The organism is Halomonas sp. I1 (assembly GCF_032334135.1).
Lineage (GTDB): Bacteria > Pseudomonadota > Gammaproteobacteria > Pseudomonadales > Halomonadaceae > Halomonas.
Genome location: NZ_JAVXUS010000010.1, coordinates 37,906 through 59,094 on the forward strand (window position 1 = coordinate 37,906; position 21,189 = coordinate 59,094).

Below are 21,189 nucleotides of genomic sequence, written 5' to 3' on the forward strand. Positions count from 1 at the left end.
AACAACCATTTTGCTTTCATCCTGAGTGATGGAGGAAAAGACATGTTTTATATCTATTGCCCCTATTGCGGCGAGCATCGGGAAGAAGAAGAGTTCCACCCGAAGGGCGAGGCCCATATCGTGCGTCCGGAGGATCCCGAGACGTGCAGCGACGAGGAGTGGGGCGATTACCTGTTCTTCCGCCACAATCCGCGTGGTATCCACCATGAGATGTGGGTGCACGCCGTGGGCTGCCGCAAGTTCTTCAACATCACCCGCAACACGGCGACCTACGAGATCCTCGAGACGTACAAGATGGGGGAAGCGCCGTCCATCACGGCTGAGCCCCGTGACGACAGGGCTGCGGCCGAGGCTGAAACCGCCGAGAAACAAGAAGGAGTCCGCGCATGAGCCAGTCCAACCGACTCGCCCAGGGCGGGCGCATTGACCGCTCCCGTGAGCTGAGCTTCACCTTCAACGGCAAGTCCTACCGGGGGCATCCCGGCGATACCCTGGCCTCGGCCCTGCTGGCCAATGGCGTGGATATCGTCAACCGCAGCTTCAAGTATTCCCGGCCTCGGGGCATCGTCGCCGCCGGCGCCGAGGAGCCCAATGCGGTCGTTCAGCTTGGCTCGACCGAGGCGGCCCAGGTGCCCAATGTGCGGGCCACGCAACAGGCCTTGTTCGATGGCCTCGAGGCGCGCAGCACCAACGGCTGGCCCAATGTGCAACGCGACCTGATGGGCGTGATCGGCAAGCTGGGCGGCCAGTTCATGCCGCCGGGGTTCTACTACAAGACCTTCATGGCGCCGGCCTCGATGTGGATGACCTACGAGAAATACATCCGCAAGAGCGCCGGGCTTGGGCGCAGCCCGATGGAAAAGGACCCGGACATCTATGATCACCTCAATCGCCACTGCGATGTGCTGGTGATCGGCGCCGGACCGGCAGGGCTTTCGGCAGCGCTGGCGGCCGGTCGCAGCGGTGCCCGTGTCATCCTGGCCGACGAGCAGGAGGAGATGGGTGGCTCGTTGCTCGATTCCCGCGAGCTGCTCGATGAGCGGCCGGCGGAGCAGTGGGTAGCCGAGGTAGTCGAAGAGCTTGCCGGGCTCGACAACGTGCTGCTGTTGCCGCGTACTACCGCCAACGGTTATCACGACCACAATTTCGTGACCCTGCACGAGCGGCGTACCGAGCACCTGGGCGAAACGGCGCCACGCGATAACGGTCGCCGACAGGCGCGATCTCGCCTGCATCGCGTCCGGGCCGGACGGGTGGTGCTGGCCACCGGCGCCCATGAGCGTCCGCTGGTCTACGGCAACAATGATGTACCGGGCAACCTGCAGGCCGGCGCTGTCTCCAGCTATATCCGCCGCTATGGGGTGGTTCCGGGCAACAAGCTGGTGCTTTCCACCAGCAATGATCATGCTTATCGCGCTGCGCTCGACTGGGCGGAAAGCGGACGCGAGGTGGTGGCTATTGCCGATGCGCGTCCCGAGCCCGTCGGGGAACTGGTCGAGCAGGCCCGAGCCAAGGGGATTCGCATCATTCCCGGCGCGGCGGTGCTCGAGGCGCGAGGGCAGAATCGCGTCACCGGTGCTCGGGTAGCGCGAGTGGACCTCGAGGACTTCCGGGTCGTCGGCGAGGCCGAATCGCTGGAATGCGACACCATTGCCAGCTCCGGCGGCTATAGCCCGGTCATTCACCTGGCGTCGCACACCGGAGCTCGTCCCGCCTGGCGCGATGACATCCTGGGCTTCGTGCCCAATCTGGTGGATGGGGTACTGGCCACTGGTGGTGCCCAGGGCGTCTATGCCACGTCGGACGTGCTGGCTGACGGCTGGACCTCAGGCGCTCGGGCGGCCGGGGAAACCGGTTTCGACGCCTCCGAGGCGCACCTGCCGCATGTCGAAGCACGGCAGGAGAGCGAGGCGGCCGCGCTGTATCAGGTGCCGCACGAGAAGCCGACCCTGCGCGGGCCGAAGCAGTTCGTCGACCTGCAGAATGACGTGACCGCCGCCGCCATTGAGGTAGCGACTCGCGAAGGCTTCGAGTCCATCGAGCACGTCAAGCGCTATACCGCCATGGGCTTCGGTACCGACCAGGGCAAGCTCGGTAATATCAATGGCATGGCCATCGCCGCGCGCTTTCTGGGGCGTTCTATCCCCGAAGTTGGCACCACGGTATTCCGGCCCAACTATACGCCGGTGACCTTTGGTGCCGTTGTCGGTCGCCACTGCCGCGAGCTGTTCGATCCCGAGCGCTACACCGCCATGCACCAGTGGCATGTGGAACATGGCGCCGAGTTCGAGGATGTCGGTCAATGGAAGCGCCCCTGGTACTTCCCGCGTCGCGTTGAAGGCCGCATGGAAACCATGCGCGAGGCGGTGGCCCGGGAGTGTCGTGCGGTGCGGGAGAAGGTCGGCATTCTCGATGCCTCGACGCTCGGCAAGATCGACATCCAAGGTCCGGATGCTCGCGAGTTCCTGGGGCGGGTCTACACCAACAAGTGGGCCAAGCTGGCGCCTGGTCGGGTGCGCTACGGTCTGATGTGCAAGGACGACGGCATGGTGATGGACGACGGCACCACCAGCTGTCTGGGCGAGAACCACTTCCTGATGACCACCAGCACCGGCGGCGCCGCGGCTGTGTTGGAGTGGCTCGAGGTGTGGCACCAGACCGAATGGCCCGAGCTCGAGGTCTACTTCAACTCGGTGACCGATCACTGGGCGACCATGACCGTGACCGGTCCCGAGGCACGCAAGTTGCTGGCCGAGATCACCGACATCGATCTCGACCGGGAGGCCTTCAAGTTCATGGACTGGCGCGAGGGCAGGGTGGCCGATGTGCCGGCGCGGGTGTTCCGCATCTCCTTCACCGGCGAGCTGGCCTACGAGATCAACGTCCAGGCCAACTATGCGCTGCATGTGTGGGAGACGCTGTTCGCCCATGGCGCGAAGTACGAGCTGACGCCTTACGGCACCGAGACCATGCACGTGTTGCGGGCCGAGAAGGGCTTCATCATCGCCGGCCAGGACACCGATGGTTCCGTGACGCCCGAAGATCTGGGCATGCACTGGGCGATCGGTTACGACAAGCCGTTCTCGTGGATTGGCAAGCGTGCCCTGACGCGCCCCGATACTGCGCGTACTGATCGCAAGCAACTGGTGGGGCTCAAGCCCCGTAACCCCGAGGTGGTGTTCGAGGAAGGTGCACAGATCGTCTTCGATCCTGAGCATGCGATCCCCATGCCCATGAAAGGGCATGTGACATCCAGCTATTACAGCCCGACCCTGGACAGCGGATTCGCCCTGGCCGTGGTCAAGGGCGGTCAGCAGCGGATGGGCGAGACCGTCTATCTACCGATGGCCGACGGCCAGGTCCATGAGGCCGAGATCGTCAGCCCGATCTTCGTCGATCCCAAGGGAGAGCGCCAGAATGTCTAACATTGTTGATGACAAGATCAAGACCTTCGATACCCGTACCGAGGCCAAGGTGCCGGTGGAGTCGCCGCTGGCCTACTCCTATCGACGTTCGGGGGCTCCGGCGCCCGGCAAAGACAGTGGCGTGACCGTGCGCGAGCGGCCTTTCCTCGGTCACCTGGTACTGCGAGGAGGGGCCATCGTCCTTGACGAGGCGTTGCGGGCGGTACTCGACATCTCACTGCCCGGGGAGCCCCAGGCGTTGGTCGTCGACGCCAGCGGCGAACGCAGCGTGCAGTGGATCTCACCCGATGAGTGGCTGCTGATCGTGCCCGGTGGCGAAGAGTTCGAGTTGGAGAACCGACTGCGGGACGCCCTGGGGGATGCGCATTTCGCCATCACCAATGTCGGCGGTGGCCAGACCCTGCTTGAACTGGAAGGTGCGGCGTCCAGCGAGTTGCTGATGAAGTCGGTGATCTACGATGTTCACCCGCACCATTTTCCGGTAGGCAAGGGCGTGACCACGGTGTTCGCCAAGACCTCAGTGATCCTTCGACGCCCTGCTGAGACACGCTGGGAGCTGGTGGTTCGGCGCAGTTTCGCCGATTACGTCTATCGCTGGCTGCTGGATGCCGGGGAAGAATACGCCATCGGCGTCGTGCGTTGATCCGTTGCGGAGTGTCAGTCGCCAAGGGCCGGGGCATGCCCCGGCCCGCTTTTATCAGGAGGTTTCGCCATGAGCCGTAGTGCCGATACCTGGATCATGACTGCCCAATGCCCCAGCCGGCTGGGTACGGTGGATGTGGTCACCCGCTTTCTCAAGGAAAACCGTTGCTATATCACAGAGCAGCAATCCTTCGACGATCGCCTGGCCGAGCATTTCTTCATCCGTACCGAGTTCCGGCCACTGGATGCCGACTTCGATGTAGACGCCTTCCGTGCCCGTTTCGCGAGCCGGGCGGCGGAGTTCGAGATGGTATTTGATCTGACGGCACCGGACAGCCGCATGCCGGTAGTGATCATGGTCTCCAAGGCGGATCATTGCCTGAACGACCTGTTGTATCGCTACCGCACCGGCCAGTTGCCCATCGATATTCGGGCGGTCGTGTCGAATCATCCCGATCTCGAATCGCTAGCCGACTGGCACGGCCTGCCCTACCATCATTTCCCGGTCACACCGGAGACCAAGGGCGAGCAGGAAGCCGAGGTCTGGCGAGTGATCGAGGAGACCGGTGCGGAGCTGGTCATCCTGGCGCGTTACATGCAGGTGCTCTCCAGTGATATGTGCGAGAAGCTCGCGGGGCGGGCGATCAACATTCACCATTCGCTGCTGCCCGGCTTCAAGGGTGCCAGGCCCTATCACCAGGCTTACGCCAAAGGCGTCAAGCTGGTTGGTGCCACGGCCCATTACATCAACGACGACCTGGATGAGGGGCCGATCATCTCCCAGGGCGTGGAGACGGTCAGCCATGTCGATTACCCGGAAGACCTGGTCGAGAAGGGGCGCGACATCGAACGCCTGACCCTGGCAAGGGCGGTGGCCTACCATGTCGAGCGTCGGGTCTTTCTCAACGATCAGCGTACGGTGGTGTTTACTCGCTGATGAACCCGAATCTCTTCAAGGCAGTTACAAACTGTTACGTTTTTATCTGAACTCGTGTCGACGGAGGACGTCACAGGGGGGCGCAATCACGAACACGCACCCAATGAATGACCGGAGATCTTCATGCAACGATTCACTACCTTGCTGTCCGCCGCCGTACTGACCACCGGGTTGATGGCAGGCGTTGCCCAGGCTCAGGAGTCCACCGCCACGACCGATCAGGCTCAGGCCCAGACCCAGAACTTTTCCGATCAGCAACTGCAGAAGTTCGCCGATGCCTCTCAGGAAATCGCGGTGATCTCTCAGGACTATACCCAGCAGCTGCAGGGGGCCGAGGGTGAGGAAGCCCAGCAGGCGATTCGTGAAGAAGCCAACGGCAAGATGATCGAGGCGGTCGAAGGTAGTGGCCTCGAAGTGGAGACCTTCAATTCCATCGGCCAGGCGATCCAGCAGGATCCCGAGCTGATGAAGCAGGTTCAGGACATGACCCAGAGTCAGTGAACGGCATGACGTCCTTCCCGTCACGACGGGGACCAGCGAATAGGCCACCTTCGGGTGGCCTATTTTCGTAGGGTTGAAGACCGGTGCTTTACACTATGTGAAGAGCCTTTCAGACTAGGTTTTACCTCTCTCTCTCGGAGCCTGTCCATGGATGTGGAATTGCTGGAAATTCGCCAGCACATGGGTCGTTTCCCGCCCTTCGAGACGCTTTCCGATGAGCTGCTCGATGAGGTGGTCGATCGTGTCGAGGTGGCATATTTCAAGGCCGGCGAGGAAATCCTGGCCCTGGACCAGGAGCTCCACGAGCTTTGCTATATCCGCAGTGGTGCGGTGGAAGTGTTCCGGCGAGGGGGGGAGCTGCACAATCGGCTCGGTGAGGGCGATATCTTTGGCCAGTTGAGCCTGCTTCGCCACCATCGGACCCGCTATCCCGCCAAGGCGATGGAAGACACCCTGCTGTATTTCATCCCCGAGGACGTGTTTCAGCGCCTCTGCGAAGCCGACGACGAGTTCGCCGATTTCGTCGAGTTGCAGCGGCCGCGGCTGGAAAGTGCCGTGGAGCAGCAGAAAAAGAATAACGACATGATCATTACCCGGGTACGCAAATTACTGACCCGCTACCCGGTGATGGTCGAAGCCTCGACCACGGTACAGGAGGCCGCCCGGCAGATCAGCGACTTCCAGGCGTCGGCGGTCCTGGTCCTGGACGAGCCTGGCGATAACCCCCGCTACACCTTTCGCGACAGCGAGGAGCGTGCCTGGCAGGTACGAGGCATTCTTACCGACAGCGATTTCCGTACTCGGGTGGTGGCCGAAGGGCGTCCGCCGGACACGCCGGTCGGGGATGTGGTCGTCAACAAGATGATCGCCGTCCAGTCCGATGAATCGGTCCATGAAGCGATGTTGTGCATGCTGCGCAACAATATCCATCACTTGCCGGTCATGCATCGACGGCGCCCGGTGGGCATCGTGCACCTGTCGGATATCATCCGTTACGAGACGCAGAGCAGTCTCTACCTGGTCAGCAACATTTTCCACCAGCCCAATATGGAGGGGCTGGCGCGCCTGGCACCGGATGTCAGCGGGGCCTTCGTGCGGATGGTCGAGGAGGGCGCGGATTCGCGCATGGTCGGCAGTGCCCTGTCGACCATCGGTCGCAGCTTCACGCGGCGCCTGCTGGAACTGGCAGAGGAGGCGTTGGGACCACCGCCGGTACCCTATTGCTTCATGGCGCTGGGCTCCATGGCCCGCAACGAGCAGTCGATCGTCACCGACCAGGACAATGCGCTGGTTCTGTCGGATGACTTCGATCCCGAGCAGCACGATGATTATTTCCGGGAGATGGCGCGTATCGTCAGCGATGGCCTGGACGCATGCGGTTATCCCTACTGCAAGGGCGACATCATGGCGACCAACGACCAGTGGCGCCAGCCGCTGGCGACCTGGAAGCGCTACTTCACCGAGTGGATCTCGGATCCCAACCCCGAACGGCTGCTGCACAGCTCGATCTTCTTCGATCTGGACAGCGTGCATGGCGAGAACGTCCTGGTCGAGCAGCTTCAGGATCTGGTGGCCCAGAAGGCGGCCCAGAGCCCGCTCTTCCTGGCGGCCATGGCTCGCAATGCCCTGAACCGAACGCCGCCGTTGGGCTTCTTCCGCACCTTCGTGATGGAGAAGGACGGCAAGCACAACAATTCGATCAACCTCAAGCGCCGTGGTACTGCCCCGCTGGTCGATCTGATCCGGGTTCATGCCCTGGCCTGCGGCTCCCGGTCCCAGAACAGTTTCGCGCGCCTCGACGATATCGATCGTACCTCTCTGCTGGCGCCCGGTGTCAGCGACCGACTGCGTTACTCGCTGGAACTGATGTCGATGTCGCGCATTCGCCACCAGGTCATCGACCTCGAACATGAGCAGCCACCGGACAACAACATCGAGCCGGAGAATGTGTCGAGCGAGGAGCGCCACAATCTCAAGGAAGCCTTCCAGGCGTTGAGCCATGCCCAGAAATTCCTCAAGTTTCGTTACCCGATGCCGTCGTCAAGGTCACGCTAGATGACGATGCTTGTACCCCGACGCCCCCAGGTCCCCGACTGGCCCGCCTATCTGGCCCATCACGCAGAACGGGCACGTGATCCGCGGCTCGCGCGGTTCTTTGCCGCTGGCACTCCCTCGCCCGATACACCAATCGGCGAGACACCCATGGTGGCGCTGGACATGGAGACCACGGGGCTTGATGCGCGTCATCACGCCATCGTCAGCATCGGGCTCGTGCCCTTCACTCTGGGGCGCATTGCCTTGAGCGAGCGACGTTACTGGATCGTCAGGCCGCAGCGCACGTTGCATGCCGAGTCGGTGACCTTCCATCACATTACGCATACCGACATCGAACGGGCGCCTGACTTCGGGGATATCCTGGAAGACGTGCTGGAAGCGCTTGCCGGTCGCCTGGTGGTGGTGCATTACCGACATATCGAGCGATTGTTTCTCGATGATTCGATAAAGGCGCGCCTGGGCGAGGGCTTGATGTTTCCTGTGATCGATACCATGGCGGTGGAAGCACGCTTTCATCGCCAATCCTGGCTGGCACGGTTCAAGCGCTGGATCGGTCGGCCGCCCGCCTCGATTCGTCTCTATGACAGCCGGGTTCGTTATGGCCTGCCGCTCTATCAGGGGCACCATGCCCTGACCGATGCCCTGGCCACGGCGGAGCTGCTGCAGGCGCAGGTTGCCAATCACTATCAGCCTGAGATGCCGATCGGCCAGCTCTGGACGTGACGCCTCAGTATTAACCCGGCAAGCTGTTATGTCGGGTTAATCGCGGCACAGGGATGTGCCGCCGCCGGCCGTCAGGCCGGCGCGAGCCCGCGCCACACCAGAAGATCCACGCCTCTGCGCCAGCGTGGTGCGGGCGACAATCCAATCGATCAGGACGATCTATTGGATTGCCAGGTTAATAGTCGATGCCGCGTCGCGCCTGCAGCCCGGCATTGAAGGCGTGGCGTACCTCCTGCATCTCGCTGATGGTATCGGCGGCCTCGAGAAGGTGCCGGTGGGCATTGCGCCCGGTGACGATCACCGTCTGCTCCGCCGGGCGATTGGCGAGGGCTTCCAGAACGTCAGCAATGTCCAGGTAGCCGAACTTGAGCATGTAGGTGATCTCGTCGAGCACCACCAGGTAGACATCCGGGTCGGCGAGCATCCGTTCGGCCTCGGCCCATACGTCGCGGCAGGCTTCGGTGTCGGCGTCACGGTTCTGCGTCTCCCAGGTGAAGCCGGTGGCCATGATCGCGACGTCGAGGTTGGGATCGTCCTCGAGTCGCGAGCGCTCGCCGCACTCCCACAGGCCCTTGATGAACTGCACCACTCCGACCTTGTAACCGTAGCCAAGGGCTCGGGTCACGGTGCCCCAGGCGGCGGTGGTCTTGCCCTTGCCGTTACCGGTGAAGACCAGTAACTGGCCGCGTTGCTCGCGGGCCTTGGCGACGCGCTCGTCGACATGGGACTTGAGTTTCTGCATGGCCTGGCGGTGGCGAGTGTCACGATCTGTCATGCGTGATGTCTGAGCTTGGCTTGGGGATAGATGGGCAGGTTACGTGACGCGACAGGCAACGTCGATGACTTCATGTCTGCTACAGGTCTTCATGAATAACCTTCATGTCCGCACGGCTGACAGCGCCATCCTGGCTCGCCACAATCGGCGTCAGAGTCACCGGACGCTGCATCATGATACCGATCTTGCGCCCTGCCGCGGGCCATGACCTGTCTTCACTGTGCCATCTCGAGGAAATCGCGCTGAGTGGTGATCGCTTCAGTCGGCGACAGTTCCACCACTTGCTGTACCGTGCCCACGCTCTGACGTTGGTGGCGGAGGGGGACGCCCAGCGTTTGCTGGGTTACGGTACCTTGCTGCTACGGCGTAACAGCACACAGGCCCGGCTCTACTCCTTTTGCGTGCACCCGGGAGCCCGGGGCCATGGTGTGGGGAGAGAGATGTTGCGGTGGCTGACGTCGGCAGCGTCCGAGCGCGGCTGCGACCGGCTCGTACTGGAAGTGCGAGTCGACAATCCGGTGGCGCTTGGCCTGTATCGCAGCGAGGGGTTCATGCCGGCCGCCTGGCTCACGAACTACTACGAGGACGGATGCGCCGCCTGGCGGATGACAAAGGGGCTGACCGGGTCCCGAATCGGGTAACGCCTTGCCCATAGACGCCTTTTGGCACCGTCATTGACGATGCCGATTGGCAGTTCACATGGCGATGCGCTTCAATGGGAAGCATCGTCTTTACCGCCACAGGGAGTGAGCGCCACATGTCACATGCACGCCGTGTCGCCTTCATGGCCCTGGCCGGTATCTGTTTCGTCCTGGGGGTGATCGGGGCCTTCCTGCCGATCATGCCGACGACCTGTTTCATGCTGCTGGCAGTCTGGTTCGCATCTCGCAGTTCTCCGCGCTTTGCCGCCTGGATTCGTCGCCATCCGCGTTTCGGTCCCACCGTCGTGGCCTGGGAAGCCGAGCGGGCCATTCCTCGTCATGCCAAGTGGCTGGCCGGCATCATGCTGATGGTCTCGATGGTGGTGCTGGCATTCACCGTCAGCCTGATGTGGCTCAAACTGCTGCTGATCCTGGGGCTGACACTGCTCGGTGCCTGGATCATGACGCGGCCGGAGCCGGCCACGGAGTCGTGAGCCCGACATGCACATCCTGCTTTGAGGTTCAGGCTCGCCGAGCCGTACAATGGATGGCAATTTTCGACAGGAGCCATCCTCGATGTCCCAACCCCAAGCGATTCACCTGAGCGACTACCGTCCGCCCGCCTACCGCGTCACGCATACCGAGTTGTCCTTCGATCTCGACCCTTCCGCCACTCGTGTCAAGGCGCGACTGCACCTCGAGCGTCACCCCGAGCGCGAGGCCGGCGAGGCGCTGGAGCTTGACGGTGAGCAGTTGACACTCAAGTCCATCGCCATCGATGGCCAGAAACTGGGAGAGAACGAGTACCGGCTCACCGAGGGAGGGTTGCGAATCGAGCGTGTACCGTCACGCTTCCTGCTCGATACCGAGGTGGAAATCGCGCCCGAGGCCAATACTGCCCTGGAGGGGCTCTATCAGTCCGGTGGCATGTTCTGCACCCAGTGCGAGGCGGAAGGTTTTCGTCGCATCACCTTCTACCCAGATCGGCCAGATGTCATGGCGACCTTCTCGACCACGGTGATCGGCGACGCTGGCAGCCTGCCGGTGCTGCTTTCCAACGGCAACCCGGTGGAGCAGGGCGAGTTGCCGAACGGGCGTCATTTCGTGACCTGGGAAGATCCGCATCCCAAGCCCTGTTACCTGTTTGCCCTGGTCGCCGGTGACCTGAAGAAGGTCGAGGATCGCTTCACCACCATGAGCGGTCGCGATGTCACCCTGCAGCTCTGGGTCGAGGAGGAGAACCTCGGCAAGACCGACCATGCCATGGCCTCTCTCAAGCGCGCCATGCGCTGGGACGAGGAGACCTACGGCCGCGAATACGATCTCGATCTGTTCATGATCGTGGCGGTCAACGACTTCAACATGGGCGCCATGGAGAACAAGGGGCTCAACATCTTCAACTCGGCGGCGGTGCTGACCCATCCCAATACTGCCACCGATGCGGCCTTCCAGCGGGTCGAGGGCATTGTGGCCCACGAATATTTCCACAATTGGTCCGGCAACCGGGTGACCTGCCGTGACTGGTTCCAGTTGTCGCTCAAGGAAGGTTTTACCGTCTTCCGCGACCAGAGCTTTTCCGCCGATGTGAACTCGGCGCCGGTCAAGCGCATCGAGGATGTCTCCTTCTTCCGCACCGCCCAGTTCGCCGAGGACGCCGGCCCCACCGCGCACCCGGTGCGCCCGGATCACTACATCGAGATCGGTAACTTCTATACCTTGACCATCTACGAGAAGGGTGCCGAGATCGTGCGCATGCTGCGCAATCTGGTGGGATGGGAGGCCTTCCGCCGTGGTTCGGACCTCTACTTCTCGCGTTTCGATGGCCAGGCGGTGACCATCGAGGACTTCGTGAGCTGCATGGCGGAAGCTTCCGGGCAGGACCTGGATCAGTTCATGCTGTGGTATTCCCAGGCCGGCACCCCGGAGATCGATGCTCATGGCGAGTACGACTATGCGCGCGCCGAGTATCGGTTGATCCTGCGTCAGCGCACCCCGGCGACGCCGGGCCAGGCTGACAAGCAGGCACTGCATATCCCGGTGCGTCTGGGCCTGGTGGGCACCAAATCCGGCCGCGACCTGGCGTTGACCCTGGACGGCGAGTCGCTGGGCCGCGATGCGGTGATCCACCTGCGCGAGGACGAGCAGGAGTTCGTCTTCACCGATCTCGCCGAGGCGCCCGTGCCGTCGCTGGCGCGGGGATTCTCGGCGCCGGTCAAGCTGAATTTCCCGTATTCCCGCGAGGACCTGGCCTTCCTGCTGGCCAACGACAGCGACGGCTTCAATCGCTGGGACGCCGGTCAGCGCCTGGCGCTGCTGGCGCTCGACGATCTGATTGCCGCGCATCGCAACGGTGTCGAAAAGGTCATGGACAATCGTGTCGTCGATGCCTTCCGGACCCTGCTGACCGGCGAGACTGACGACAAGGCAGTGCTGGCGGAGATGCTGACGCTGCCGTCCGAGGCCTATATCGCCGAACAGCAACCGCTGGTCGACGTGGATGCCATTCATGCCGCTCGACAGTTCGTCAAGCAGTCACTGGCCACTGCCTTGCGCGACGAATTCCTGGCCGTCTACCAGGCCAATCGCGATGACTCGGCCTATGCCCCCGAGCCCGACCAGATCGCCGGGCGCAGCCTGAAGAACGTGGCCTTGTCCTACCTGATGAGCATCGAGGACGAAGAAGGTGTGGAACTGTCACAGCGTCAGTTCGAGGCGGATCACAACATGACCGATGTACGTCATGCCCTGACCCTGCTGACGCACAGCAGTCGCGATGATCTCGCCGATCCCGCGCTCAAGGCCTTCGGCCAGAAATGGGCCCATGACCCGCTGGTCATGGATCAATGGTTCAGCATCCAGGTCTCGCGTCCCCAGGCGGATGCTCTGGAACGGGTCAAGTTCCTGATGGATCACCCGGCCTTCTCGCTGACCAACCCCAACAAGGTACGTGCCTTGATCGGCACCTTCGCCCAGAACCGGGTCAACTTCCACCGCCTGGACGGCGAGGGCTACAAGCTGCTGGCCGACGTCGTCATCGAGCTCAACCGCCTGAACCCGGAAATCGCCGCGCGCCTGATCACGCCGCTGACCCGCTGGGCTCGCTATGACGAAACCCGCCAGGACCTGATGAAGGACGAACTGGAACGTATTCGTGCCGAGGATCTGTCGCCGAATGTGTATGAGGTGGTAGAAAAAGCACTGGCTTGAGACGGTGTGAGTGCTGTATCCAGAAAAGCGCTGCCCGCCAGGGCAGCGCTTTTTTTCTCTCTAGTTGATCAGCCAGCCGAGCACCAGTAGGCCCAGCAGCCACCAGAACAGGGTGGCGATGATGGCGCGTTGCATCAGTGCGCGCAGGCCGCGCCACAGCATCCACAGGCCGAGCACCAGGATGGCCAGGCTGAGTAGTGACGGCGAGATGCCGAGCGAGCCGGACAGGCCATTCAGCAAGCCGTCGACGGCGTCGTCGGCATGGGTGAACAGGCCGGTCAAGAGGCCGACAATCAGGCGAATGCCCTCGCCCAGAGCATTCCCGATGAAGGCAAAGAGATCTTCCATGAGGCTTCCGTCGCTGGGCTGAATCGGTCGACAGTATCGCGGCTCATGGGGGAGTGGGGCAAGGCAGGGGGATCGGGGCGCACGGCATCAGCCGAGCTGGCCGATCTTTGCGTCGATACCGGCCTCCTCGGCGGCACTGTCGGCCAGCGCTCGGCCCGCTTCGTCATAGACGTGGAAGACCGCATGAGCGCCGAGTTCGCGGATCGGTTCGATCTCCTCGGGATACTCTACTACGGCGGTGATACGGCCCGGGAAATGACGCGAACGCAGTTGCTTGAGTGCTGCCAGGTTGCCGGCATGGTGTGGCATGGCCAGTACGACCATGCGGACGTCGGGAGACATCAGCAATTTGTCCCAGAAGTCGGAGTCCACGGCATCCCCTTCGAGGATGTGGAAGCCGCGCTCGCTCAGACGGGCAACGCTCTTGGGGTTACTGTCGATGCCCAGTACCTGAAGGCCGTACTCTTTCTGCAGACGACGGTAGGCGCTACGCCCGATGCGCCCCATGCCCAGCACGACGGCCTGGGCATTACCGACTTCGATGGGACGGTCGCTGGGAGAGAGGACGGCGGTATCGATGCTCGGCAAGCGGCCTTCGACGCGACGGTAGAGCTGTTCGCTGAACGCATTGAGCAGCGAGGAGGCGGCAAAGCTCATGGCCACCGCCAGGGACAGGGTCACCAGCCACTGAGCGGGCAGCCAGCCGGTACCAACGGCGATGGCGCCGACGATCAGGCCGAATTCCGAATAGTTGGTCAGGCTCAACGAGGCCAGCACGGAGGTGCGGTGGCGCATGCGAAAGCGCATGAACACCAATTGATAGAGCAGGCCTTTCAATGGCAGCAACAGGACCAGTAACGTTGCGACGCCCGCCTGCTCCCAGGTGGGCAGCGCCGTCAGGCCAAGGCTCAGGAAGAAGCCTACCAGCAAGAGCTCCTTGAGGCTGAACATCGAGCGTGCCAGGGTCTGAGCCGCCGGATGGGGCGCCAGCAGCAAACCGATGAGCAGCGCGCCGAGATCCCCCTTGACGCCGGCTGCCTCGAACAGCGCGTAGCCCAGCACCAGGGCCAGCAGGATGCCGAACAACATTTGCATCTCGCCGTGGCCAAGCCGGTCGAGCAGGGCGCGAAGAGCGGGTGCGAGGGGAATCAGCAGCACCAGACCCAGCGCCCAGGGACTCGGCAGGGTGCCGCTGGAGATGGTCAGAAAGGCCACCGCGAAGATGTCCTGCATGATCAATACGCCGATGGCCAGGCGGCCATAGGCGGTCTGGGTCTCGCTGCGCTTCTCCAGTACCTTGACCACGAAGACCGTACTCGAGAAGGACAGGGCAAAGGCCAGCAGCAGCAGTGTGGTCGGGGCGACACCGACCAGCAAAGGCAGGCCCAGTGCCTTCAGGGCCGTGAACATGGCCACCAGGGTCAGTGTCGAGACAAGCATGTGCAGGGTGGCACCACCCCAAACATCCCGGCGCAGCAGGGTGCGTATGTCCAGTTTGAGCCCGATGGTGAACAGCAGCAGTGTGACGCCCACGTCGGCCAGCACGCCGAGCAATGGCGAAGGCTCGACGCCCAGGAGGTTGAGCGCGAATCCCCCGGCCAGGAAGCCTACCAGGGGAGGCAGGTGCAGGCTCAGGGCGACGAGGCCGCCGAGGAAGGCAGCGATAATGATGGCCGGGTCGATCATGGAGGCTCCGCTGTACCGGGAACGCGTGCAGACAGACAGTGTAAGGAAGTCGTAAAGTGAATGGCATTCATCATTTCAGCGTATCGCGATGCCGTGAAGCGGACGTGACGCATCCGGTAATGTTCAAGGAGGCGGGGTGGGCATGACCAGGCTGATCCTCAACGGCCAGTCAGCGCAGTTGCCACAAGTGCGCGAGGCCGTTTTCGCCAGCCGGCGTGCCGGCGCCGATCTGGAAGTGCATGTGACCTGGGAGAAGGGGGATGCCGCCAGGCTGGCCGAGCAGGCGGGGCATGCCGGCAGGTCGCGCGTGATTGCAGGGGGTGGCGATGGCACCGTCAACGAAGTGGTCAATGGCTTGATGCGGCTGACGCCGGAGCGGCGTCCGGCACTGGGAATTCTGCCGCTGGGCAGCGCCAATGACCTGGCGACCTCTCTGGGGCTGCCTCTGACACCCGGCGAGGCCCTGGAGGCGGCCCTCTACCTGTCGTCTCGCCCCGTCGATGTAGCACGGCTGGGGGATCGCAGTTTCCTGAACATGACCACTGGCGGGTTCGGGGCCGAGGTCACGTCTTCGACCCCCAAGAGTCTCAAGCGACTGTTGGGGGGCGGTGCCTATTCACTGATCGGTGCGCTCAAGGCCTGGCAGCATCGTCCCTATCCGGGGCGTCTGAGCTGGGCGGATGATCAACGCGATGCCTCGCTGTTCGTGCTGGCCATGGGCAATGGCATTCAATCCGGTGGCGGCCAGCGGCTGACCCCGGGGGCGCGTCTCGACGACGGCCTGCTGGATATTCTGCTGGTACGTGATTTTGCCTCGCTACGGGAAATGGCGGCGATGCGCCGGGAATTACTGAGCCGGCCCGAAAGAGGGACGTTCGTCGAAACCTTCCGCACTCCCTGGCTGACGTTCGAGGGTGAAGACGATTTGCCGCTGACCCTGGATGGGGAGCCTTTGCAGAGCCGTGGCTTCCACGTCGAAGTCGACGCCGGCGCATTGGAACTCGTCGTCCCTGAGGGCTGTCCCTTGCTCGGCCTTAGCATGCCGGGGGCTGGCGCGTCATGGTCCCGCGCGGCATCATGACAGCAGTCGATGCTGCCAACATCTGGAGGAACCACCATGTTGACGCCGTTCCACCTCGCCGTTCAGGTGCGCGATCTGGCGGAGGCCCGACGCTTCTACGGTGAATTGCTGGGCTGCGATGAGGGCCGGTCCAGCGATACCTGGGTCGATTTCAATCTCTATGGCCATCAGTTCGTCTGCCATCTCAACCCCGCCCTGGGTGAGTCGGGGCTCGAGAATCATCACAATCCCGTGGATGGTCACGGTGTTCCGGTGCCGCACTTTGGTGTGGTGCTGGAGATGAAGGACTGGGACGTCCTGGTCGATCGCTTGACCTCGGCGGGGATTCGCTTCGAGATCGATCCCTATGTGCGCTTTCAGGGGGAGCCCGGCGAGCAGGCCACGATGTTCTTCCGGGATCCCAGCGGCAATGCCATCGAGTTCAAGGCGTTTCGGGATATTCAGGGACAGCTGTTTGCGACATAGGGAAGCGTTGCTTATTCCGGCGAATTTGTGCGCAGTGCTGGTATGCCAGCCTGGTCGAAAGCTTGCCTAACTACTCGTTATGTCTCGTTTTCTGTGTTCCGTGTGACTTGCGCTTCACGACGCTCGGCGATTTGTTCAGCGCTTCCATAGCTTGCGATGGTTCGGGAGCTCTGATGCAATGTCGCTTCGTTTCTTGGGAGGCAACGATGTCGATGAAATTCTGGACGCCGCTCGCATTGGCTCTGATGCTGGTGCTTGTCGGGTGTGGTGATGATGAGGGTGCTCCGACGGACGACGGAAGTGCGACGCAGGAAACGAGCGACGCGCCACAGCAGCAGAGCGATGGGACGGCGACAACCGACGACGCCTCGACACAGGATGAGCGGGTTGCGCGCGATGCCGAGGATGGCGGCGCGGCGGACCAGGCGATGAGTGAAACGTCGAATGCATCGACCGCCGAGCCGTCTCAGGAGGATGCCGGCGAGCTGACCGATGCGCCATCGGCCCTCGGGGCGCCGGATGACGGCGAGGCCGGCGGGGTATTGGATGAATCGGAGGCGATGCCGGGCGAGACCAGCAGTGATGATGTCGAGGACATCATCCAGGAGACTGAACGGCGTTTCGACGAAGCAAGCCAGAAGATCGATGAGCAGTTCAAGGAGGCTGAGCAGGAGACGCCCGAGCCGGTGGCACCTGAGTCCGAGACAGGAGCGGACCTCGATGCGGCACTCGAGTCATCGTCCGAGCTACCTGGTCCTGAAGACGCCACCACTCTGGAAGAGGCCAGTTCCGACCCCGAGGTCCGGGCGATCCTGGAGGAAACCGAACGGCGTTTCGAGGAAGCCAGCCAGGAAATCGACCGGCAGTTCGAGCAGGCCGAGAGCCGGGTGCCCGACGAGATCAGCGACTCGACGACAGTGTCGGGTGAAGATGAGGCCACATCGTCCGAGGATAATGAAACGACGCCGTGACACGGCACGAAAAAGGCCCACCTGCGGGTGGGCCTTCGTAAGATGTCGCATCGGATGATGGCGACTCCGGGTGGAGGTCGTTGACCTCAGTCGGTGACCCGGACGTTGGAGGCCTGAAGGCCTTTCTTGCCCTGGGTGACCTCGAAGGAGACCTTCTGGCCGTCCTGCAGGGACTTGAAGCCTTCAGCCTGAATCTCGGAGAAGTGGACAAAGAGGTCATCGCCGCCGTCTTCCGGAGAGATGAAGCCATAGCCCTTGGTGTCGTTGAACCACTTGACAGTGCCAGTTGCCATTGTCGATTTCCTTAACTAGCTAAATGATGATGCTGGGCCGAACGACCATCTACCGCGCCGTGACCCAAGTGCGTGGGCAAGACAAGAAAGAAGTGCGCACTGGGTGTATCGAAGGGATCGACGTACAACTGACGACTTTTCTACTTGCTGACCAACGCAATTGATGGTGCACCAGCACCCGGATTGCGTCAACCGAGTGCCGCAGGGAGACTGGTGCTTGCCACCTTGGTCACTGTAGATCGAAAGCCCCGGGGCGTCCAGCGGCTCGGGGCGCAGCGCAACCGCTTATTGCGAGACAGACTCATGCACCATACGCACATCGCTTCGGAAGGCACGCACAGCAAGCTGATCGGCTATCTGCTCTGGTTGTTCGGCTTTCTCGGTGCCCACCGCTTCTACTACGGCAAGCCGGTTACCGGCACGATCTGGTTTTTCACGCTCGGCCTGCTGGGCATCGGCTGGCTGATCGATCTTTTCCTGATCCCCTCCATGGACCGGCAGGCGGATCTTCGCTTCCAGGCCGGCCCGATCAACTACACCCTGGCCTGGTTGCTGCTGACCTTTCTGGGGGCCCTGGGGCTGCATCGCTTCTATCAGGGCAAGTGGCTCACCGGCCTCCTGTACCTCTGTACCTTCGGGCTGCTTGGGCTCGGCGTGCTGTATGATTTCTGGACGCTCAACGATCAGATCTCCATGCGACATACCGAACGCGGTATTTTCGGCTGAGGAACAGCGATGCTCTTCGATTCACAGTTCTGGCCCTTTCTGGTAGCCATCACTCTGCTCAGCATCACGCCGGGGGTCGATACCCTGCTGGTGATTCGCAATACCGCCCGGGGAGGCGTCAAGGACGGTGTCTTGACCAGCCTGGCGATCTGCAGCGGTTTGTTCGTGCACGCTGCCGTCTCGGCCCTGGGTATTTCACTGATCCTGTTGCAGTCGGCATGGGCGTTCGGGGTGCTCAAGCTGGCTGGGGCGGCCTACTTGATTTGGCTGGGGATCAATGGCCTGATGGCGGCACGACGAGGGCAGGGATTGCCGGTAGCCAGCGTCGAGGCGGAAAGGCATTCGGTGCCCATGTGGCGACCGCTCCGAGAGGGGCTGCTGTCCAATGTCCTCAACCCCAAGACCGTGGTCTTCTACATGGCCTTCCTGCCACAGTTCATCGCGCCGGGCGATCCGGCACTCATCAAGTCGCTATGGCTGGCTGGCGTTCATTTCGTCGTTGCCAACCTGTGGCAGATCGGCGTGGTGTTGATGGTGGGCAGCGCCGGTCGCTGGCTGGCCAGCCCCGCTTTCTCGCGTTGGTTGAATGGCCTGACCGGCGGTGTCCTGATCGGCTTCGGCGTCAAGCTCGCGTTGACGAGGAGTCCCTAAGAACCACGAGCTTCGAGCTGCGCGGTGCTAACATACTGCTCGCCTCTCGCCTCTCGCCTCTCGCCTCTCGCCTCTCGCCTCTCGCCTCTCGCCTCTCGCCTCTCGCTCAATTCCTCGCCTGCAGCGATCCATCGTATCGCCCTTGTCGTTCCGCTGGGGTGAGCAGGGCTACGCCTTTGGTGTCCCCGCCCCGAGCGAGGCTTTCGAAGATCACTCGATAGGTCATCACGGCCTGCACGTAATGTCGGGTTTCGCGGAAGGGAATGCTTTCGACGAAAAGGTCGAAAGCCTGTGGGGCGTCGCGCAGCCAACGGTCGACACGGTGTGGGCCGGCGTTGTAGGCCGCCGTGGCGGCCAGGCGGTTGCCGCGATAGCGGTCGAGCATTTCGTCGATATAGGTGCTGCCGAGACGAATGTTGAGTGCCGGCTCGAGCACGCCGTAGGGCCCCGGGTCGGGCAGGCCCAGCTTGCGGCTGACGCTGGCTGCGGTACCGGGCATCAGCTGCATCAGGCCTCGTGCACCCACCGGCGACAGGGCGTCGGGGTTGTAGGCGCTCTCGCGGCGGGCGATACCCATCAGCAGATAAGGGTCGACGCCGGTCCGTTCGCCCCAGTGCATGAATTGCGCCCGATAGGCTTCCGGGAAGCGCCAGGGAAGTGCGTCCCACAGCTGGGCAGCGATGGTGGTCTGTACCAGTCGTGCATGCCAGCCACGCTGCTGAGCGTAAGAGGCCAGAGCACGAGCTTCCTCGGTCGAGGCGCGGGCGGCGGCGGCATACCATTCGCTGGCAGCCAGTCCGGGTTCGTCGATGCGCAGCAAGGCTTCGGTACGGCGTACGACAGGCCAGTCGGCGACGCGCTGACGCAATGTCGGGTCCACCTGGGTCGATGACATGTCGAGTGTGTAGGGTTGGCCCAGCCGGTCGGCGGCGGCGAAGCCATAGAAGTCGCGCTCGGTGGCAGCGCGTTCGTAGGCGGAGCGAGCGTCGTCGGTGTTGCCAAGCTGCCCTTGGGCGCGGCCCAGCCAATATTGCCAGCGCGCCTTGTCGCGCTGCTCCATCGCCATCCTGCCGATCCAGCCGATTACGCCACGCCAGTCACGGTCTTCCAACGCCACCCGGGTTCGCAGTTCGAGCAATTCGGCATCGGCCAGTCGCGGCATGGCGTCGTCTACCCAGGCCTGGTTCTGACGGATATCACGAACCAGCGAGTAGAAGGCCAGGTCGTGTTCGATCGAGCGTCGATGGGCCTCGTCGATCGACAGGTGTGGAGAGACCTTGCGCCAGGCCTCCAGTGCCGCCTCGGTATCGGCTCGCGTGAAACCGTGCATGGCGGCAGCGAAAAGCGCGCCGCTGCCCCGGCAGCCGGGGCCGACGCAGGTCGGTATCGTGGTGATGGCCGAGTAGTCGGCCTGCAGGCGGTTCATGGCAGCCTTGCCGTCGCCCCAGTCGGGACCGAGCATGCGGCCCAGATAGTTGGCGAGTCCTGTTTCCCCGTTGCGCCAGGCCAGCATCATGCGCTCCCAGATTGCCAGGGAACCGATCTTGCCGCGGGCTCGCAGGGTATTGAACAACGGGTCGCAGGCATCCGGCTGTGAGTGGCCTTCATGCCATAGTTCTCGCCCACCTTGTGCCGCTGCTGCAGGATCGGTATCGAGCAGGGCGGCATAATAGTGGCATTGGCGCTCGGTGTCGTCGGGCACGCCATTGGCCACGGCAAGCAGGTCGGCGTAGTTTCCGACCTTGCCATAGGCCGAGATGGCCTGGCCTCGCATCCAGCCGGCCAGTGGCGAGTCTTCGTGCGTCCCGATGAAGTGCAGGACGCTGTTGGGGCTGGCCTCGGGAAGGCGTGCCTTGAGGCGGTGATAGTCGACGTAGCCGGCCAGTACATGGTTCTCGATGGCGGCCTGGTCGATGGCATGCCATTGCTGGCTGCGTGCCGCCTGAAGCGCATCATGCATGGCGCGATCATCGGCCGGGGCGGCCATTGGCCAGCACAGCAGGGCAGCGGCCAGCCAGATTTTCCAGGAAGCGAGGGACGGGGACCGGAACATCGGGGGATC

Annotated in this window: 20 protein-coding genes; 15 read left to right on the forward strand and 5 right to left on the reverse strand. The window is 62.7% G+C overall.

Features of this window, described 5'->3' with window-relative positions:
- The first annotated feature begins 42 nt into the window (after positions 1-42).
- The 7 genes from RSO41_RS11565 (at position 43) to RSO41_RS11595 (ending at position 8,283) form a co-directional block, all read left to right on the forward strand.
- Positions 43-390, forward strand: coding sequence for a sarcosine oxidase subunit delta (locus RSO41_RS11565; protein WP_315619259.1), 348 nt, complete (start codon positions 43-45; stop codon positions 388-390).
- Positions 387-3,425: a sarcosine oxidase subunit alpha family protein gene (locus RSO41_RS11570; protein WP_315619260.1), complete on the forward strand. Its 3,039-nt coding sequence runs from the start codon at positions 387-389 to the stop codon at positions 3,423-3,425. The genes RSO41_RS11565 and RSO41_RS11570 overlap by 4 nt, the downstream gene beginning before the upstream one ends.
- Positions 3,418-4,068 (forward strand): sarcosine oxidase subunit gamma, encoded by a 651-nt coding sequence (locus RSO41_RS11575; protein ID WP_315619261.1) that lies wholly within the window; start codon positions 3,418-3,420, stop codon positions 4,066-4,068. Before RSO41_RS11570 ends, RSO41_RS11575 begins: the two co-directional genes overlap by 8 nt.
- 69 nt (positions 4,069-4,137) lie before the next feature.
- On the forward strand, positions 4,138-5,004 hold the full coding sequence (gene purU, locus RSO41_RS11580) for a formyltetrahydrofolate deformylase (protein ID WP_315619263.1): 867 nt from the start codon (positions 4,138-4,140) through the stop codon (positions 5,002-5,004).
- Between the two features lie 123 nt (positions 5,005-5,127).
- Complete coding sequence (locus tag RSO41_RS11585; RefSeq protein WP_315619264.1) at positions 5,128-5,505, forward strand: DUF4168 domain-containing protein; 378 nt, start codon at positions 5,128-5,130, stop codon at positions 5,503-5,505.
- A gap of 147 nt (positions 5,506-5,652) precedes the next feature.
- Positions 5,653-7,560, forward strand: coding sequence for a DUF294 nucleotidyltransferase-like domain-containing protein (locus tag RSO41_RS11590; protein WP_315619265.1), 1,908 nt, complete (start codon positions 5,653-5,655; stop codon positions 7,558-7,560).
- Entirely contained in the window at positions 7,561-8,283 is a 723-nt protein-coding gene (locus RSO41_RS11595) for a 3'-5' exonuclease (RefSeq protein WP_315619266.1), read from the forward strand.
- 175 nt (positions 8,284-8,458) lie between these two features.
- On the opposite strand, the gene cobO is transcribed toward RSO41_RS11595, so the two are convergent.
- The gene (gene cobO / locus RSO41_RS11600) at positions 8,459-9,058 is read right to left on the reverse strand and encodes a cob(I)yrinic acid a,c-diamide adenosyltransferase (RefSeq protein WP_315619267.1); all 600 of its coding nucleotides are present in this window, start codon (positions 9,056-9,058) and stop codon (positions 8,459-8,461) included.
- Positions 9,059-9,231: 173 nt separating this feature from the next.
- Between cobO and RSO41_RS11605 the strand changes: the two genes are divergently transcribed.
- From RSO41_RS11605 to pepN, 3 genes are all read left to right on the forward strand, one after another.
- Positions 9,232-9,699, forward strand: coding sequence for a GNAT family N-acetyltransferase (locus tag RSO41_RS11605; protein ID WP_315619268.1), 468 nt, complete (start codon positions 9,232-9,234; stop codon positions 9,697-9,699).
- Positions 9,700-9,815: 116 nt separating this feature from the next.
- On the forward strand, positions 9,816-10,193 hold the full coding sequence (locus RSO41_RS11610; RefSeq protein WP_315619269.1) for a YbaN family protein: 378 nt from the start codon (positions 9,816-9,818) through the stop codon (positions 10,191-10,193).
- 82 nt (positions 10,194-10,275) lie between these two features.
- The gene (gene pepN, locus RSO41_RS11615; protein WP_315619270.1) at positions 10,276-12,906 is read left to right on the forward strand and encodes an aminopeptidase N; all 2,631 of its coding nucleotides are present in this window, start codon (positions 10,276-10,278) and stop codon (positions 12,904-12,906) included.
- Between the two features lie 60 nt (positions 12,907-12,966).
- Here pepN and RSO41_RS11620 read toward each other — a convergent pair whose 3' ends face one another.
- Entirely contained in the window at positions 12,967-13,254 is a 288-nt protein-coding gene (locus tag RSO41_RS11620) for a hypothetical protein (protein WP_275287872.1), read from the reverse strand.
- Between the two features lie 87 nt (positions 13,255-13,341).
- Positions 13,342-14,940 carry a cation:proton antiporter family protein gene (locus RSO41_RS11625; protein WP_315619271.1) on the reverse strand — a complete coding sequence of 533 codons (1,599 nt, stop codon included), beginning with the start codon at positions 14,938-14,940 and terminating at the stop codon, positions 13,342-13,344.
- A 142-nt stretch (positions 14,941-15,082) separates the two neighbouring features.
- Here RSO41_RS11625 and yegS point away from each other — a divergent pair, with 142 nt between their 5' ends.
- From yegS to RSO41_RS11640, 3 genes are all read left to right on the forward strand, one after another.
- On the forward strand, positions 15,083-16,021 hold the full coding sequence (gene yegS, locus RSO41_RS11630; RefSeq protein ID WP_315619272.1) for a lipid kinase YegS: 939 nt from the start codon (positions 15,083-15,085) through the stop codon (positions 16,019-16,021).
- A gap of 36 nt (positions 16,022-16,057) precedes the next feature.
- The gene (locus RSO41_RS11635) at positions 16,058-16,486 is read left to right on the forward strand and encodes a VOC family protein (RefSeq protein ID WP_315619273.1); all 429 of its coding nucleotides are present in this window, start codon (positions 16,058-16,060) and stop codon (positions 16,484-16,486) included.
- Between the two features lie 107 nt (positions 16,487-16,593).
- On the forward strand, positions 16,594-17,457 hold the full coding sequence (locus RSO41_RS11640; protein WP_315619274.1) for a hypothetical protein: 864 nt from the start codon (positions 16,594-16,596) through the stop codon (positions 17,455-17,457).
- 86 nt (positions 17,458-17,543) lie between these two features.
- Here the strand turns inward: RSO41_RS11640 and RSO41_RS11645 are convergent, their stop codons facing one another.
- Positions 17,544-17,750 carry a cold-shock protein gene (locus RSO41_RS11645; RefSeq protein WP_013333187.1) on the reverse strand — a complete coding sequence of 69 codons (207 nt, stop codon included), beginning with the start codon at positions 17,748-17,750 and terminating at the stop codon, positions 17,544-17,546.
- A 303-nt stretch (positions 17,751-18,053) separates the two neighbouring features.
- Between RSO41_RS11645 and RSO41_RS11650 the strand changes: the two genes are divergently transcribed.
- Positions 18,054-18,476: a TM2 domain-containing protein gene (locus RSO41_RS11650; protein ID WP_315619275.1), complete on the forward strand. Its 423-nt coding sequence runs from the start codon at positions 18,054-18,056 to the stop codon at positions 18,474-18,476.
- 9 nt (positions 18,477-18,485) lie between these two features.
- Positions 18,486-19,127, forward strand: a complete 642-nt coding sequence (locus RSO41_RS11655; protein WP_315619276.1) for a LysE family translocator — start codon at positions 18,486-18,488, stop codon at positions 19,125-19,127.
- Positions 19,128-19,233: 106 nt separating this feature from the next.
- Here the strand turns inward: RSO41_RS11655 and RSO41_RS11660 are convergent, their stop codons facing one another.
- The gene (locus RSO41_RS11660; RefSeq protein WP_315619277.1) at positions 19,234-21,180 is read right to left on the reverse strand and encodes a transglycosylase SLT domain-containing protein; all 1,947 of its coding nucleotides are present in this window, start codon (positions 21,178-21,180) and stop codon (positions 19,234-19,236) included.
- Positions 21,181-21,189: the final 9 nt, after the last annotated feature.

What these genes read in the sequence shown, in the direction of transcription:
- RSO41_RS11650 (WP_315619275.1), top strand. Translation starts at nt 18,054, where the DNA reads ATGCACCATACGCACATCGCTTCGGAAGGCACGCACAGCAAGCTGATC.
- RSO41_RS11625 (WP_315619271.1), bottom strand. Translation starts at nt 14,940, where the DNA reads ATGATCGACCCGGCCATCATTATCGCTGCCTTCCTCGGCGGCCTCGTC.
- purU (WP_315619263.1), top strand. Translation starts at nt 4,138, where the DNA reads ATGAGCCGTAGTGCCGATACCTGGATCATGACTGCCCAATGCCCCAGC.
- RSO41_RS11660 (WP_315619277.1), bottom strand. Translation starts at nt 21,180, where the DNA reads ATGTTCCGGTCCCCGTCCCTCGCTTCCTGGAAAATCTGGCTGGCCGCT.
- RSO41_RS11620 (WP_275287872.1), bottom strand. Translation starts at nt 13,254, where the DNA reads ATGGAAGATCTCTTTGCCTTCATCGGGAATGCTCTGGGCGAGGGCATT.
- RSO41_RS11575 (WP_315619261.1), top strand. Translation starts at nt 3,418, where the DNA reads ATGTCTAACATTGTTGATGACAAGATCAAGACCTTCGATACCCGTACC.
- pepN (WP_315619270.1), top strand. Translation starts at nt 10,276, where the DNA reads ATGTCCCAACCCCAAGCGATTCACCTGAGCGACTACCGTCCGCCCGCC.
- RSO41_RS11590 (WP_315619265.1), top strand. Translation starts at nt 5,653, where the DNA reads ATGGATGTGGAATTGCTGGAAATTCGCCAGCACATGGGTCGTTTCCCG.
- cobO (WP_315619267.1), bottom strand. Translation starts at nt 9,058, where the DNA reads ATGACAGATCGTGACACTCGCCACCGCCAGGCCATGCAGAAACTCAAG.
- RSO41_RS11610 (WP_315619269.1), top strand. Translation starts at nt 9,816, where the DNA reads ATGTCACATGCACGCCGTGTCGCCTTCATGGCCCTGGCCGGTATCTGT.
- RSO41_RS11595 (WP_315619266.1), top strand. Translation starts at nt 7,561, where the DNA reads ATGACGATGCTTGTACCCCGACGCCCCCAGGTCCCCGACTGGCCCGCC.
- RSO41_RS11635 (WP_315619273.1), top strand. Translation starts at nt 16,058, where the DNA reads ATGTTGACGCCGTTCCACCTCGCCGTTCAGGTGCGCGATCTGGCGGAG.
- yegS (WP_315619272.1), top strand. Translation starts at nt 15,083, where the DNA reads ATGACCAGGCTGATCCTCAACGGCCAGTCAGCGCAGTTGCCACAAGTG.
- RSO41_RS11585 (WP_315619264.1), top strand. Translation starts at nt 5,128, where the DNA reads ATGCAACGATTCACTACCTTGCTGTCCGCCGCCGTACTGACCACCGGG.
- RSO41_RS11605 (WP_315619268.1), top strand. Translation starts at nt 9,232, where the DNA reads ATGATACCGATCTTGCGCCCTGCCGCGGGCCATGACCTGTCTTCACTG.
- RSO41_RS11655 (WP_315619276.1), top strand. Translation starts at nt 18,486, where the DNA reads ATGCTCTTCGATTCACAGTTCTGGCCCTTTCTGGTAGCCATCACTCTG.
- RSO41_RS11570 (WP_315619260.1), top strand. Translation starts at nt 387, where the DNA reads ATGAGCCAGTCCAACCGACTCGCCCAGGGCGGGCGCATTGACCGCTCC.
- RSO41_RS11565 (WP_315619259.1), top strand. Translation starts at nt 43, where the DNA reads ATGTTTTATATCTATTGCCCCTATTGCGGCGAGCATCGGGAAGAAGAA.
- RSO41_RS11645 (WP_013333187.1), bottom strand. Translation starts at nt 17,750, where the DNA reads ATGGCAACTGGCACTGTCAAGTGGTTCAACGACACCAAGGGCTATGGC.